We start from the raw sequence: 14,046 nt of genomic DNA on the forward strand, positions 1-14,046 counted from the left end.
CAATCCCCTTTTATAATTAATTTTTCTCCTAATTCGTTAAACCCCAAGCTTCTTCCCTAACATAAACTGCATCATGACATTCGCTGCAACCCTACTAGTCATGTTTCGAATATCGATGGTTGGATCAATTTCAACAATATCCATAGCCTTAACCTTTGCATGTTGAGCTGCTAAATGCACTCCTGCTAAAAGCTCACGGCTATCCATACCGCCAGGTCCAATCGCTGGGCACCCCGGTGCAAATGCTTGGTCCAGCACATCCATATCGACAGATAAATAGATAACATCTACCCTGTCAGCAAGCTTTTTCATTTCACGTTCTAAAATTACCAGGATCGATTCACGAAACAAATCCTGCATGGTATATACAATAACACCTTGTTCTTTTGCGTAATCATCATATCCTTTGGCATTGGTAAAATCCCGAATACCAATTTGGATTAAATTTTCACCGCTTAATACACCGTCTTCTATCAAACGTCTGAATGGAGTACCATTTGTAGGTCCGCCATCCTCCACGTTGCGTAAGTCATGGTGGGCATCAAATTGAATTACCCCGACAGACGAATATTTTTCTGAAAAAGCCTTAATGGATGAGTGGCTGATCGCATGATCACCACCAAGCACCATCCAATTTTTTGCAGCATCTGTTTGATAAATATCGTAAAGACCTTCATACAATCTTTGCTGATTACCTATTACATCAGTTGGATCCATATAAATGTCTCCGAAGTCTATAATTGATTCGGTAAAATCTACCCCAGTATCTCCTGAAAACGTTGTGTAGCTTTGTAATGCTGATCGAATTGCAGACGGGGCGAAGGACGCCCCTGAATGACTAATAGATGACTTGGAAAAAGGTGCTCCTGCAATTGCGAACACTGCATTTCCACCATCTTCCCAAGGCACAAGCAGCTCACGAACTTTTGTTGTGTAACGATCTTTAAAAATTGCTTCCCCAGCAGGTTTAACGTGTCTCAAGTTCGTCATCGTATTGCCTGCCTTTCATATAATACAGATCCATTTTTCACGACTGTGTTTACATGGTTAACCCCGTAATGATACGGAATGTACATATAATTTGGTGCATCCCATAGAACAATATCTGCTTTTCTACCCGTTGCGATTGTTCCTGCTTCTGAGCCACGGCCTATCGCATGTGCCGCATTAACGGTTACAGCATGCCAAATTTCTTCAGGGGAAAGCTTTAATTTTAGTGCCGCAATCGACATAATAAGCTGTAGGTTTTCAGTTACAGAGCTACCAGGGTTAAAGTCTGTTGAAATCGAAATTGCCGCACCAGCGTCCACCATCTTGCGTGCAGGTGAATACGTATCTTTTCCAAGATAGAAGCTAGTTCCTGGCAAAATAACCCCTATCGTATCTGATGCTGCTAATTGCTTAATCCCTTCGTCAGATGCAACAGCTAAATGGTCACCACTAATCGCTCCAACTTCAACAGCCAGCTCTGTTCCGCCTAACGGATCAATTTCATCTGCATGAATTTTAACACCAAACCCTTTTTCCTTCGCAGCTAGGAGGTACTTTCTCGATTGTTCTACTGAAAATACACCTGTTTCGGTAAAAATATCCACGAATTCTGCAAGATCCTTATCCTTAATTTCATCAAACATCTCAGTCATTTCATCCAAAAAAGCATCTGGATTTTCTTTAAATTCCGGTGGGATGGCGTGTGCACCAAGAAAAGTTGAAACAAGGTCTAATGGATGCTGCTCGCCCGCTTCTTTTGCAACATGAAGCTGTTTAAGTTCTGTTTCTTTATCCAATCCGTACCCACTTTTTGCTTCAACCGTTGTGATCCCATGCATAGCCATGCGGTCTAAATGGAATAAAGCCTTTTCCAATAAGTCATCATAAGCTGTTTCTTTTGTGGAATTTACCGTTGATAAAATACCTCCACCTTGTTTCAAAATATCAAGATATGGAACTCCCTGTTGTTTTAACGCCATCTCTTTTTCACGTGAGCCGCCAAAAACTAAATGTGTATGTGGTTCAACTAACCCAGGTGTAACCAGCTTACCCTTTGCATCGATGGTACGGACAGCTTGGATGCTAGTAGCCTTCTCGGACGAACCAATCCATTCTACTTTTCCATCCCGAACAGCAACTGCCGCATCCTCCATCACGTTAAGGTCCTTCATGTCATTGCCTTTTACAGGGCCTTTTTTATCCATTGTAAGTAATTGTCCAATATTTGTAATAAGTAAATCTACGTGCATGATGTATGCTCCTTTCTATTTTTTCGTTGGGATTTTAATATCATGTTCCTCTGCAAAATCAATAGCAGATTCATAGCCTGCGTCTGCATGGCGAATAACCCCCATACCAGGGTCTGTTGTTAGAACACGCTCAAGACGTTCGTGGGCTAAATCTGTGCCATCCGCTACAGCAACCATTCCAGCATGCAGTGAATAACCCATACCAACGCCACCCCCGTGGTGGAAGGAAATCCATGAACCACCCGCAGCTGTATTAATGAGTGCATTTAATACAGCCCAGTCACCTACAGCATCACTACCATCCTTCATTCCCTCTGTCTCACGGTTTGGTGATGCAACAGAGCCACAATCCAGATGGTCGCGCCCGATAACGACAGGTGCCTTTAATTCACCTTTTCGAACAAGTTCATTAATTGCTAGACCCATTTTCATGCGCTCACCATAGCCTAACCAGCAAATTCTGGATGGAAGTCCTTGAAAAGCAATTTGATTCTGCGCCATGTCTATCCAGCGAATTAATGCTTCATTTTCTGGGAATAATTCTTTAATCAATCGATCTGTCCGATATATATCTTCTGGATCACCTGAAAGTGCTGCCCAGCGGAACGGCCCTTTTCCTTCCGTAAATAATGGACGAATATATGCAGGCACAAAGCCAGGAAAATCAAAAGCCTGTTCCACACCCTCGTCATGTGCAACCTGTCGAATATTGTTTCCATAGTCAAACACAATCGAGCCTTTTTCCTTAAATAAAAGCATCGCTTCTACATGTTTCGCCATACTTGCCTTGGATTTGACTGTATAAGCTGCCGGATCATTTTTACGTAAAACTTCTGCTTCATCAACAGTAAACCCAACTGGAACATAGCCATTCAACGGATCATGTGCGGATGTTTGATCTGTTACAATATCAATTTTAATATCTTTGTTTAAAAGTTCATGATGAACCGCAGCCGCATTTCCAAGGAGTGCAATGGAAAGAGCTTCTCCGGCACCTCTAGCCTTTTTTGCCATAGAAATTGCTTCATCAATGCTTTCCGTCATGACATCGCAATACTTTGTCTTCAAGCGCTTTTCAATGCGACTTTTATCGACATCTACTGCGATAACAACCCCTTCATTCATTGTGACAGCGAGCGGTTGCGCCCCACCCATACCACCAAGTCCGGCTGTTAATGTAATGGTTCCTTTTAACGAGCCATTATAATGTTTTTTGGCTAGGGAAGAAAAGGTCTCATATGTTCCTTGCAGGATCCCTTGTGTCCCAATATATATCCAGCTACCTGCTGTCATTTGTCCATACATCATCAAACCTTTTTGATCGAGCTCATGGAAATGTTCCCAATTCGCCCACTTTGGCACTAAAACAGAGTTAGACAATAATACACGCGGTGCATGCTTATGCGTTTTAAATACACCAACAGGTTTACCAGATTGGACTAGCATCGTTTCATCATTTTCCAGATTGCGTAATGTATCAACAATTGCGTGAAAAGCATCCCAATTTCGAGCAGCCTTTCCAATGCCACCATACACAACAAGTTCTTCCGGGTTTTCAGCTACCTCTGGATCCAGATTGTTATACAGCATACGTAATGCCGCTTCTTGCTCCCAGCCTTTACACTCCAGTTCTAATCCTTTTTTAGCTCGCACATCAACCTTATTCATGAAAAACTCCTCCTTTTAAACTTACACGTGATTGCTCATCGTTTTTTAACCAGTTTGCTAGATTTGTAATATCTGTTGAAAAAATTCGGTCTGCTGTAATGCTGCTAACAACCTGACGTGCGCTATCGTAAAACTCTTTGGTCATGGATCCCATTTTTTCAGTCCCACGATATTCAACTGCCTGCATCGCACAAATTAATTCGATGGCTACCACATGTCTTGCATTTTGCAGCATCTGCAGTGCATGTCGTGCAGCAATCGTACCCATACTGACATGGTCCTCCTGGTTGGCAGACGATGGAATGGAATCAACGCTCGCTGGATGTGCTAGTGTCTTATTTTCCGATACAAGTGATGCCGCACTATATTGCATAATCATTGCACCAGACTCAAGACCAGGGTTAGGACTTAAAAATGCTGGTAAATCATTTAATTGTGGATTCACCAATCGTTCAATACGACGTTCAGAAATATTAGCTGTTTCAGCAATACCAAGTTTAATAAAATCCATGGCAAACGCAATTGGTTCCCCGTGGAAATTTCCACCTGAAATTACCTTATTCTCTTCAGAAAAAATCAATGGGTTATCTGTCACAGCATTAATTTCTGTTAAAAGTTTATCTTTTGCATAATTAATCGTTTGCCAGCATGCACCTAGAACCTGTGGGATACACCTTATTGAATAAGCATCTTGCACACGTAATTCACCTTGTTTTGTAATAAGCTTACTATCTTCTACGATGCCGCGAATTCGTTCTGCAACATCCATTTGCTCCTTGTGACCGCGTGCCACGTGCAGGTCAGCGTCAAATGCATCAATAATTCCTTGTAGCCCTTCCATTGTCATCGCAGCAATCAATTCACTTTGATGGAGAAGTTTTTCCGCTTCGAGATATGTGACTACACCAACAGCGGTCATTGCTTGTGTTCCATTGATTAACGCTAGCCCTTCTTTTGCCTTCAATGTTAAGGGGGCAATACCCTCTTTATTTAATGCTGCACTCGCTTCCATCTTTTCTCCACAATACATTACCTCACCTTCTCCCATTAACCCAAGTGCCAAATGGGAGAGTGGTGCAAGGTCTCCGCTTGCGCCAAGTGACCCCTGCTGTGGAACTACAGGGTGGATGCCACTGTTTAATAATGCGAGAAGTTGATTGACTAACACAAGGCGTACACCAGAGTATCCTTGGGATAATGCATTTGCCCTGAGAAGCAGCATTGCCCGTGTAATATTCTCAGAGAATGCTTCCCCAACACCGCATGCATGGGAATGAATCAAATTAAGCTGTAAATCATCTAGATCTGAATCATCAATGACAACATCACTAAATTTTCCAAAGCCAGTATTGATACCATACATTGTTTTTTTATCTTTAATAAGGTTATCAACTGTTTCCCGGTTTGCTTCAATATTAATACATGCTTCATTTGCCAATTCTACATTCTCATTGTCGAAAATAACGCGTTTTACCTCATCAAATGTTAATGTTTTTCCGGTTAAAATAACCATGATAAACCTCCTCGGTACCGCTTTACTATAGTAAAGCGATGAAAATAAAAAGAGGCTGCGGTTAAAAACCGAGCCTCTTTGAATCATTTAATTGATTAAATTTTATGTTGCTGCTTTTCATTAAAAGCACCCCAACTGTTAGAAAATTCTTATCCTTATTGTAAGCGTTTTCTGGATAAGTTGCAACTATGTTTCGAAAATTCCGTACTGTGTGATAGGCCGGTATCATTCGCAACCCCACGATTAAGTCCATATAATTGTGTAAAAAATAAAGCGCAAGCGCCCCGGCCAGGCACTTACGCTTTTTTTTAAGGCTGTATTCGTAAAGATTGTTGCTTTTGAGAGAATAGATGTATATTGCGATGTAAGTGCTATGTTGATTTCCGCTGCGGACCGTTGCTTTCCGCGGGCACGGCTTCAGCCTCCTTGCCCCGGCAAGGGGTATGCCGACGTTGTCCGCAAAGGACGGTTTTAGTCGGCCCTCATCACCTACCACCGCTGCGGGGTCTTCAGACTCGTGCTGTTCCCGCAGGAGTCAACGGTCCTCCACTCCAATCAACTGCCATAATAGTGAGTGAAAGGAGCTATATAGCACTGTTTCCAGACACCATGTTAGCGGAGGAAATACACGAAGACTCCTGCGGAAACAGTGAAGACGATGAGACCCCGCAGTGAGCGTTCTTTGCGATCGAGGAGGCTCAGCACGAGCCCGCGGAAAGCGTAGTGTATTTCCGGAGCGGTACGCTGTGACGCAGTTTATATCAACTATGAAAATGAAAAAAGCAACAATGGGTACGAGAAGAGCCTTTATTAATTATTCTCTTTTTTTCCTTCTTTACGTTCCCATAGTTCAATACCATCCTGATTATCTAACACATCACGGTAGAATACTGGATCTTTTCCTTCTTTCCGTTGACGCTGATAATCCTTTAAAACTCGATTGGCAATTTTAAATAGTTTACTGATTGCATACAAGTTGATTAACGCCATGATTGCCATTGATAAGTCAGCAAGCGCCCATACTAAATCAAATGATACCACTGCACCAAAAATTACCATTCCAAGAACTGCCAGCCGGTAGATGAATAGAGCAGTTTTACTTTCTTTGATAAAACCAATGTTATTTTCCCCGTAATAATAATTACCAAGGATGGAGCTGTATGCGAATAAGAAGATTGCTACAGCTATAAAGATTGATGCCCAATCTCCGATATGCGTTTGGAATGCATTCTGCGTCAACTGAACACCTTCAAGCTTACTTCCTTCATAGCCACCGGCAGAAATGATGATAAACCCTGTTGCACTACAAATTAATATAGTATCAAAGAATACACCTAAAGACTGGATCAGACCTTGTTTTGCTGGATGTGTTACTTCTGCAGTAGCAGCCGCGTTTGGTGCACTACCCATACCAGCTTCGTTTGAGAATAAGCCACGTTTAATACCTTGCATAATTGCTGCACCAAATCCCCCACCTGCTACCTCACGAATACCAAATGCATTCGAGAAAATAAGTGAAATCAAATCAGGAACTGCTGCGATATTTACAATTAAAATATATACAGCAAGGATAATATAAAAAATAGCCATTATCGGAACTATGTATTGTGTTACATTGGCGATTGATTTCAATCCACCGAAAATAACCATAGCCGTTAGGATGACAAGAACAATAGCCATCATATTCTTACCAAAATCAAACTGATTAGCAAATGCTAAGCTGATTGTATTTGATTGTACAGCGTTGAATACGAGACCGTACGTAAATGTAATTGTAATCGCAAAAAGAATTCCAAGCCAACGCTTTTTCAATCCTTTTTCCATATAATAAGCGGGTCCACCACGGTATTGATTTTTTTCAGACACTTTATATACTTGCGCGAGTGTGCTCTCTACGAATGCTGTTGCTGCACCCAACACAGCAATAACCCACATCCAAAAAACTGCCCCTGGACCACCAATTGCTACGGCAGATGCAACACCAGCAAGGTTTCCTGTTCCAACACGCGATGCGGCACTAATTGCAAATGCCTGAAAGGATGAAGTTCCTTTCTTCCCTTCCGCACTTATTGTTCGTTTATCAAATAGGACACGAAACATTTCAGGTAGGTATCTAAATTGCACAAACTTTGTTTTAATCGTAAACCATAACCCGAGACCAATTAGAACAATAATTAGCACATATGTCCATAAAACATTATTTATATCTCCGACAATACTCTCGATGAAACTCATGTTGTTTTCCCTCCAAATAATCTATAAATTTTAAAATGGCATGTATTTTATATACCCTTAATCATTTGCAAGTATTCTACAAATTCAAACAAATAAACCCAAAAATTGAGCCTTCACAATTTTATCATAAAAGATAAAAATATACATAATTTTTTTCCATTTATGACATTGTCAAAACTTGGTGAAAACGCTAGCTATGGAGGCTCACATGTTCGACTACGATAATGAAAAATCAAAAAACCGCCTCACAATGGAAGCGGCTGAAAATTTAAATCTATCGGTCCCACGGAAAGTCGGTACCAAATGTTGTTGCTAGTTCTTTTGAGTTTGCACGGCGTTCTTTCCGGTGCTTCGCTCTAACGGGTGCATGATCATGAAGCTGTTTTTCAAAATCTGTCTCTGGTACGACAGATGTAACAGGTATTGGCTTTCCATTTTTATCAACCGCTACAAACGTTAGAAACGCTGTTGTACATACCTTGCGCTCTCCTGTTAATAAGTGTTCTGTCACTGCTTTCACAAAAACTTCCATCGATGTATTGTGTGTCCATGTTACAAAGGCCTCGACACAAATTGAATCTCCCTCTTTTACAGGTGCGAGAAAATCAACTGAATCGGTAGATGCGGTAACGACTGTTTCTCTGGCATGACGAACTGCTGCAATTGCCGCTACATCGTCAATATGTGCCATAAGCTTTCCACCGAACAATGTTCCGTGTGTATTGGTATCTGGCGGAAGAACGTGTGATGTTTTAACCGTTAATGAATTTCTACAAGTATTGCTTTCCATAATTTATCCTCCTAAATGGTTTATAAGATTGGTGAGAGCAGTCGTGAAATCGATTCTTTAAACCGAATTCCGATCGACCGTTTTTCATATAACTTCCTAGTCATTTGAGTGGAATGACTAATATCCTCCATATAACTAGCCAATAACTTTTGTGCAACAGTCTTGTCATACAAAAATGCGTTTCCTTCAAAATTTAGCCTAAAACTTCGCACATCAATGTTTGCAGTTCCAACTGAAGCAATTTTACCGTCTACAACAATGGTCTTCGCGTGAAGGAATCCGTTTTGGTAAATATACACGTCCGCACCGGCTTTAAGCAAATCGCCAATATACGAAAGGGTCGCCCAATATACAAAAGGATGATCTGGCTTATTCGGAATCATAATCTTCACATCAACTCCTGAAAGACATGCAATTCGTAATGCATCTGCAAGGCTTTCATCAGGAATGAAATAAGGGGTTTGAATATAAATGTATTTTTTTGCTGATAAAATCATCTTTATATAGCCATTCTTGATTTGTTCCCATTCAGAATCCGGTCCACTTGTAACAATTTGAATCCCAACATCACCAGAAGGTACTGAATCATAAAACCGGTCATTATATAAAATGTCATTCCTTGAAGCCTGATTCCAATCGAGGATAAAGCGTGTTTGCATATGATTGACGGCATCCCCGACTACACGCAGATGCGTATCACGCCAATAACCAAATTTTGCGTCTTTCCCTAAATACTCGTCACCAATATTAAATCCACCTATGTAACCAATCTTGCCGTCTATGATGGTGATTTTTCTATGGTTACGGTAATTAATTTTCATATTGATCTTGGGGATTTTAGGAGGGAAAAAAGCTTCGACCTGGCCCCCCGCATGACGTATTCGTTTAATGAACTTTCGACTTAATGTCCGTGATCCCATATCATCGTACAAGACACGAACCTCCACACCCTCATTTGCTTTTTTCACTAATACATCCGCAATCCGCTTCCCAAGTCCATCATAACGGATGATATAATAAAGCATATGAATGTGATCGGTGGCCCTTTCCAGGTCTTGTATTAGCGCTTTAAATTTATCTTCCCCATCTGTATAGATATCGACCTTATTATCTTGTGTAAAAATCGCATCATTATTTCGTAAATGCATATAATACAGATCTTTATATTCACTTAATTCTTCATGTTTAAACGTAAACGTATCCTCTTCTATGGCGCGAAGTTGTGATTGCACAGATCTTTTAACGCCCAGCTTGCTTTTCGTCTCCCATGTAAAGATACGTTTGTTACTAATCTTTTTACCGAAAACTAAATAAAGGAAGAACCCTGCGATTGGAATAAAAAGTAACACCATTAACCATGCCCATGTAGATGTTGCATCTTTTCGTTCGAGGAAAATGATGGTGGTTGCAAGTACAATATTAGATATAATAACAAACCCAAGTAATAAAGGCATAAAATCCAAGGCAGTCTACTCCTCTCTTAACTATCAAAGTTCATCAAAATTTTAAAGTCAGTCCATACTCGCTTACGTTTTCGGGGGTATTCAAGGCGCTTCCGCTTTTCCTCTATCCATAATATAGCACAATTTAGCCCGACAAGTTAATATTGGTATAAGGGGGGTTTTTTATGAAAAATAAAAAATATGCATTGGTGATCGGTGGAACCGGTATGCTGGCTCAAGTTTGTCATGCACTCGTTAATGACTATTATTATGTATCCGTCATTGGTCGTAGTACTATTCGCCAACAACAATTAAAAGATTCAAGCAATGAACCTGATAAATTTCATGGAATTGAAGTGGATTATCATGATGATGGTCGTTTTAGACAACAGTTACAAAAGGCTTTTCAAGCATTTGGTACGCCTGACCTTGTCGTTAGCTGGATTCACGGTTCTGCTCCCCAGGCACTTGATTCGTTAATCGATGAAATAACAAGAATCAATAAAACAAAGACCTGGAAGTTATTCCATGTGCAGAGTAGTTCCCGTTTTTTTGAGAAAGAAAACACGCCTGTACCTGAAAATTGTCAGTACAGACGTGTCTATTTGGGGTTTATCCTGAATGATTCAACATCGCGCTGGTTAACACACAAAGAAATATCCGATGGTGTCATCCGCGCTATTCATGCGGATCAAACGGAATCCGTAGTTGGCACTTTGGAGCCTTGGGATAAACGACCCTGAATCTGGTTCAAAGCCTGCTCTAAATCTGCCCAAATATCTTCCCAAGCTTCAAGCCCAATAGATAAGCGAATTAATTGATCGCTTATTCCCATTTGTTTACGTTCTTCTTCTGGAATAACGGAATGCGTCATACTTGCTGGATGCTCGATAAGTGTCTCTGCGTCACCTAAGCTCACTGCAATTTTTAAAAATGACAGTTGATTCAACAAGAACTGAGCATCTTCCTTCGTTCCGTCAACGGTAAACGAAATGACACCACCGCCACGCTTCATTTGTTTTTGGAAAATCGGATAATCCGCGTGGTTTTTATCGCTTGGATAATAAACACGGTCAATTTTAGGATGATCTTTTAGCTTTTCAAAAATTTTCTCTGCATTGTCCGAATGACGGTCCAATCGAACCGGTAATGTTTTTAATCCACGAAGTAATAACCATGCATCAAATGGTGAAATAATGCCTCCAATATCCTTTTGAGTAGTCATTGCAACCGAGTCTAAAAATTCTTTTTTCCCTACAACTAAACCAGCGACAACATCACCATGTCCGCCAATGTATTTCGTTGCACTATGGAGTACAACGTCACAACCAAGTTCAAGTGGTTGCTGTAAATATGGTGATGAAAAGGTATTATCCACCACAACTGGTATATTAAATTCTTTTGCCACACTTGCAACCATTTGTAAGTCGATTAATTTCATCGTTGGGTTGATTGGCGTTTCCACATAGATACATGTTGTTTCTGGGCGAATTAAATCTCTTATAGCTGCTTCAGAATCCATGCTTGAAAAATCATGTGCTATATTATATTTTTCTTTCATCATGGTCAATAAACCAAATGTACATCCATATAGGCCTGACGAGCAGATAATATGGTCATTTGCTTTGGTAAGTGCGATTAATACTGCTGAAACAGCTGCCATCCCTGATCCAAAAGCAAGACCACGTTCCCCTTTTTCCAGTGCAGCAATTCGTTCCTCTAATACAGCGACTGTTGGATTTCCAAGTCGCGAATAAATGTAACCATCTTCTTCCCCAGCAAATCTGCATTCTCCTTGCTCAGCGGAATCGAAAGTAAAAGTAGAAGTTTGAAATAACGGTGTAGCCAAGCTACCCAACATATCTTTTGCGTCATATCCCTCATGTATGACCGTTGTTTCAAAACGCTTTGAATTGGTAGTCATCATTTTCTCCCCCAATAAATTTTACATGTGTACTACCATTATCATATATGATTTCCAGTTGTTTTGAAAGCGTTTCCCTACATTATTATACAGAACAAGGTTATTGCATTTTGTCCGAAATAACTCTAAACTTATCTTACTTTAAGTATGAATAATGCTAGATGAATAGATTGGAAGTGCAGAGAAATGGAACAAAGTGACGAAAAACTGGGCATAATATATACGGCTAGCGCATATTTACTTTGGGGATTCCTTCCAATATACTGGAAGCTCATTCAGGGGGTAGCAGCGGGGGAAATATTAGCACACCGTATTATTTGGTCATTCTTATTTATGGTTGCTGTGATTCTTGTGATGCGAAAAGGCAAGTCTTTTATCAAAGAATGCAAGCTAATTATCCGAGACAAACGTAAATTGATTGGAATTACACTTGCATCAGTCATGATTAGTATAAATTGGCTCACCTATATTTGGGCTGTCAATAATGACCATGTCATCCAAGCAAGTCTGGGATACTATATTAATCCATTAGTCAGTATTTTGCTCGGAATTATTGTTTTAAAAGAATCCTTGACCAGGCGACAATTATTGTCCTTTATTCTTGCTGGCGTTGGGGTAATCTATTTAACCTTTAGTTACGGCGTATTTCCATGGGTTGCGCTTCTGCTTGCATTTAGCTTTGGTTTCTACGGTCTTTTGAAAAAAATGGTCGACATTGGTGCCATGTTCGGTTTAGCAATTGAAACGATGATCGTTACACCTTTAGCACTTATTTATGTACCCGTTTTCAGCGAAAATACCTTTGTACAACATGACATTTTATCCAGTACAAATTTATTATTAATTGGGGCTGGTATCGTAACGGCAATTCCATTATTATTATTTGCAAGCGGTGCAAAAAAAATCCCACTATCCATGGTCGGGTTTTTGCAATACATTGCACCAACCATCATGCTCGTCTTAGGTGTATTTGTATATCATGAAACATTTTCAGTTTCTCACCTTGTTTCATTTATGTTAATCTGGATAGCATTAATCATCTATATGGGATCCGCACACCGCAGACGTAGAAAAGCTTAGCGGGCTGGTCAGCGGTGAAATGCGTAAGCAAGAGACCGTAGAACACATGATCTTAGTGCTCTTAGAGGCTATTGCTTACGTCACGAACCGCTAGCCCGCAAAGCTAGACAAAAAAATCAGAACCGATATGGAATTAATTGTGATACTTTCATTAAAAAAGGGTATACAATGTAAGGGGAATTAAACACCCTTTTAACATAGAAAAAATATACTATTCGTAGGTGTGGTCATCATGAGGAGAAAAACAACTATAATTATATTAGGAGTTCTTTTGTTAGGTTTAACGGCTTTTACAATCCTATCAAATATAAACTCCCCCATCGACAAAGCGATAGACAAAGCAAAAATTGAAGAAAAAAAAGATAAACCAGATAAAGAAGCAGACAAAGAAGAAGAAAAAAAAGAACCAATCGACGAAAAAGAAGAAGAAACAGAGGATAATGTTGCAGGAAAAGTGAAAGACTTGGTAACGGGCGCTGTTCAAGAGACTGTTGATTTTTTCACAAATAATGAAGCAAGTGTTGTAGCTATTGGTGATTCATTAACACAAGGCGTTGGTGATGAGTCTGGTAACGGTGGTTATGTTGGAATGTTAGAGAAGGCCTTAAATTCAACGGAGGAAACTACTGTTACATTTGACAATTACGGCAAACGTGGCCGTCGTGCTGACCAACTGTTGAAGTATCTTGAAGATCCAAAAGTAGCAACATCCATTTCCGATGCAGATATTGTATTAATTACAATTGGTGCGAACGACATAATGCAGGTTGTTAAGGAAAACTTTGCAAATATAACCATGGACGACTTCAAGGAAGCACGAGTGAAATACGAGGAGCACTTAAAGAAAATTTTCGAGAAAATTTATACATTAAATCCGAACGCTGAAGTTTATTTGCTGGGTTTTTATGATCCATTTGGTAAATATTTCCCCAGCATTAAGGAGCTTGGAGTAATCGTTCGAAATTGGAATGAAACCGGTAAAGAAATCACAGAGAAATATAACAATGCCACATACATTCCGACAATTGATTTATTCGATGATCCTAATGTAGATTTATTTTGGAGGGATAACTTCCATCCAAATTATAAAGGTTATCATCGAATAGCAGAGCGAGTTTTAGAATACTTGCACAAAGATAATAATGAGGTATAAG

The 14,046-nt window shown here is 40.0% G+C and carries 11 protein-coding genes; 3 read left to right on the forward strand and 8 right to left on the reverse strand.

All coding sequences use genetic code 11. The features are described 5' to 3' along the window. Positions 1 to 36: 36 nt before the first annotated feature. The 7 genes from hutG to cls form a co-directional block, all read right to left on the reverse strand. Positions 37 to 990, reverse strand: a complete 954-nt coding sequence (hutG, locus tag LG329_RS08745; RefSeq protein ID WP_404456057.1) for a formimidoylglutamase — start codon at positions 988 to 990, stop codon at positions 37 to 39. Further along, complete coding sequence (gene hutI / locus LG329_RS08750) at positions 987 to 2,240, reverse strand: imidazolonepropionase (RefSeq protein ID WP_404456059.1); 1,254 nt, start codon at positions 2,238 to 2,240, stop codon at positions 987 to 989. The genes hutG and hutI overlap by 4 nt, the downstream gene beginning before the upstream one ends. Before the next feature lie 15 nt (positions 2,241 to 2,255). Further along, a complete protein-coding gene (hutU, locus tag LG329_RS08755) occupies positions 2,256 to 3,908 on the reverse strand; it encodes a urocanate hydratase (RefSeq protein ID WP_404456062.1) in 1,653 nt (550 codons plus the stop codon). Next, entirely contained in the window at positions 3,901 to 5,421 is a 1,521-nt protein-coding gene (hutH, locus tag LG329_RS08760) for a histidine ammonia-lyase (RefSeq protein ID WP_404456065.1), read from the reverse strand. Before hutH ends, hutU begins: the two co-directional genes overlap by 8 nt. An 810-nt stretch (positions 5,422 to 6,231) precedes the next feature. Then, positions 6,232 to 7,656: an alanine/glycine:cation symporter family protein gene (locus LG329_RS08765; protein ID WP_404456068.1), complete on the reverse strand. Its 1,425-nt coding sequence runs from the start codon at positions 7,654 to 7,656 to the stop codon at positions 6,232 to 6,234. A gap of 274 nt (positions 7,657 to 7,930) precedes the next feature. Beyond that, positions 7,931 to 8,446, reverse strand: coding sequence for an acyl-CoA thioesterase (locus tag LG329_RS08770; protein ID WP_404456071.1), 516 nt, complete (start codon positions 8,444 to 8,446; stop codon positions 7,931 to 7,933). Between the two features lie 20 nt (positions 8,447 to 8,466). Then, complete coding sequence (gene cls, locus LG329_RS08775; protein ID WP_404456506.1) at positions 8,467 to 9,900, reverse strand: cardiolipin synthase; 1,434 nt, start codon at positions 9,898 to 9,900, stop codon at positions 8,467 to 8,469. A gap of 173 nt (positions 9,901 to 10,073) precedes the next feature. Here cls and LG329_RS08780 point away from each other — a divergent pair, with 173 nt between their 5' ends. Then, positions 10,074 to 10,631, forward strand: coding sequence for a short-chain dehydrogenase (locus LG329_RS08780; protein ID WP_404456074.1), 558 nt, complete (start codon positions 10,074 to 10,076; stop codon positions 10,629 to 10,631). Here LG329_RS08780 and megL read toward each other — a convergent pair. Next, the gene (megL, locus tag LG329_RS08785; RefSeq protein WP_404456077.1) at positions 10,580 to 11,812 is read right to left on the reverse strand and encodes a methionine gamma-lyase; all 1,233 of its coding nucleotides are present in this window, start codon (positions 11,810 to 11,812) and stop codon (positions 10,580 to 10,582) included. The two genes, LG329_RS08780 and megL, sit on opposite strands and share 52 nt — an antisense overlap. 186 nt (positions 11,813 to 11,998) lie before the next feature. Here megL and rarD point away from each other — a divergent pair, with 186 nt between their 5' ends. Both rarD and LG329_RS08795 read left to right on the forward strand, forming a co-directional pair. Then, positions 11,999 to 12,892: an EamA family transporter RarD gene (rarD, locus tag LG329_RS08790; RefSeq protein ID WP_404456080.1), complete on the forward strand. Its 894-nt coding sequence runs from the start codon at positions 11,999 to 12,001 to the stop codon at positions 12,890 to 12,892. 232 nt (positions 12,893 to 13,124) lie between these two features. Beyond that, entirely contained in the window at positions 13,125 to 14,045 is a 921-nt protein-coding gene (locus tag LG329_RS08795; protein ID WP_404456083.1) for an SGNH/GDSL hydrolase family protein, read from the forward strand. Position 14,046 lies beyond the last annotated feature (1 nt).

It is taken from the genome of Virgibacillus necropolis (assembly GCF_044793635.1).
GTDB classification, from domain to species: domain Bacteria; phylum Bacillota; class Bacilli; order Bacillales; family Amphibacillaceae; genus Virgibacillus_F; species Virgibacillus_F necropolis_A.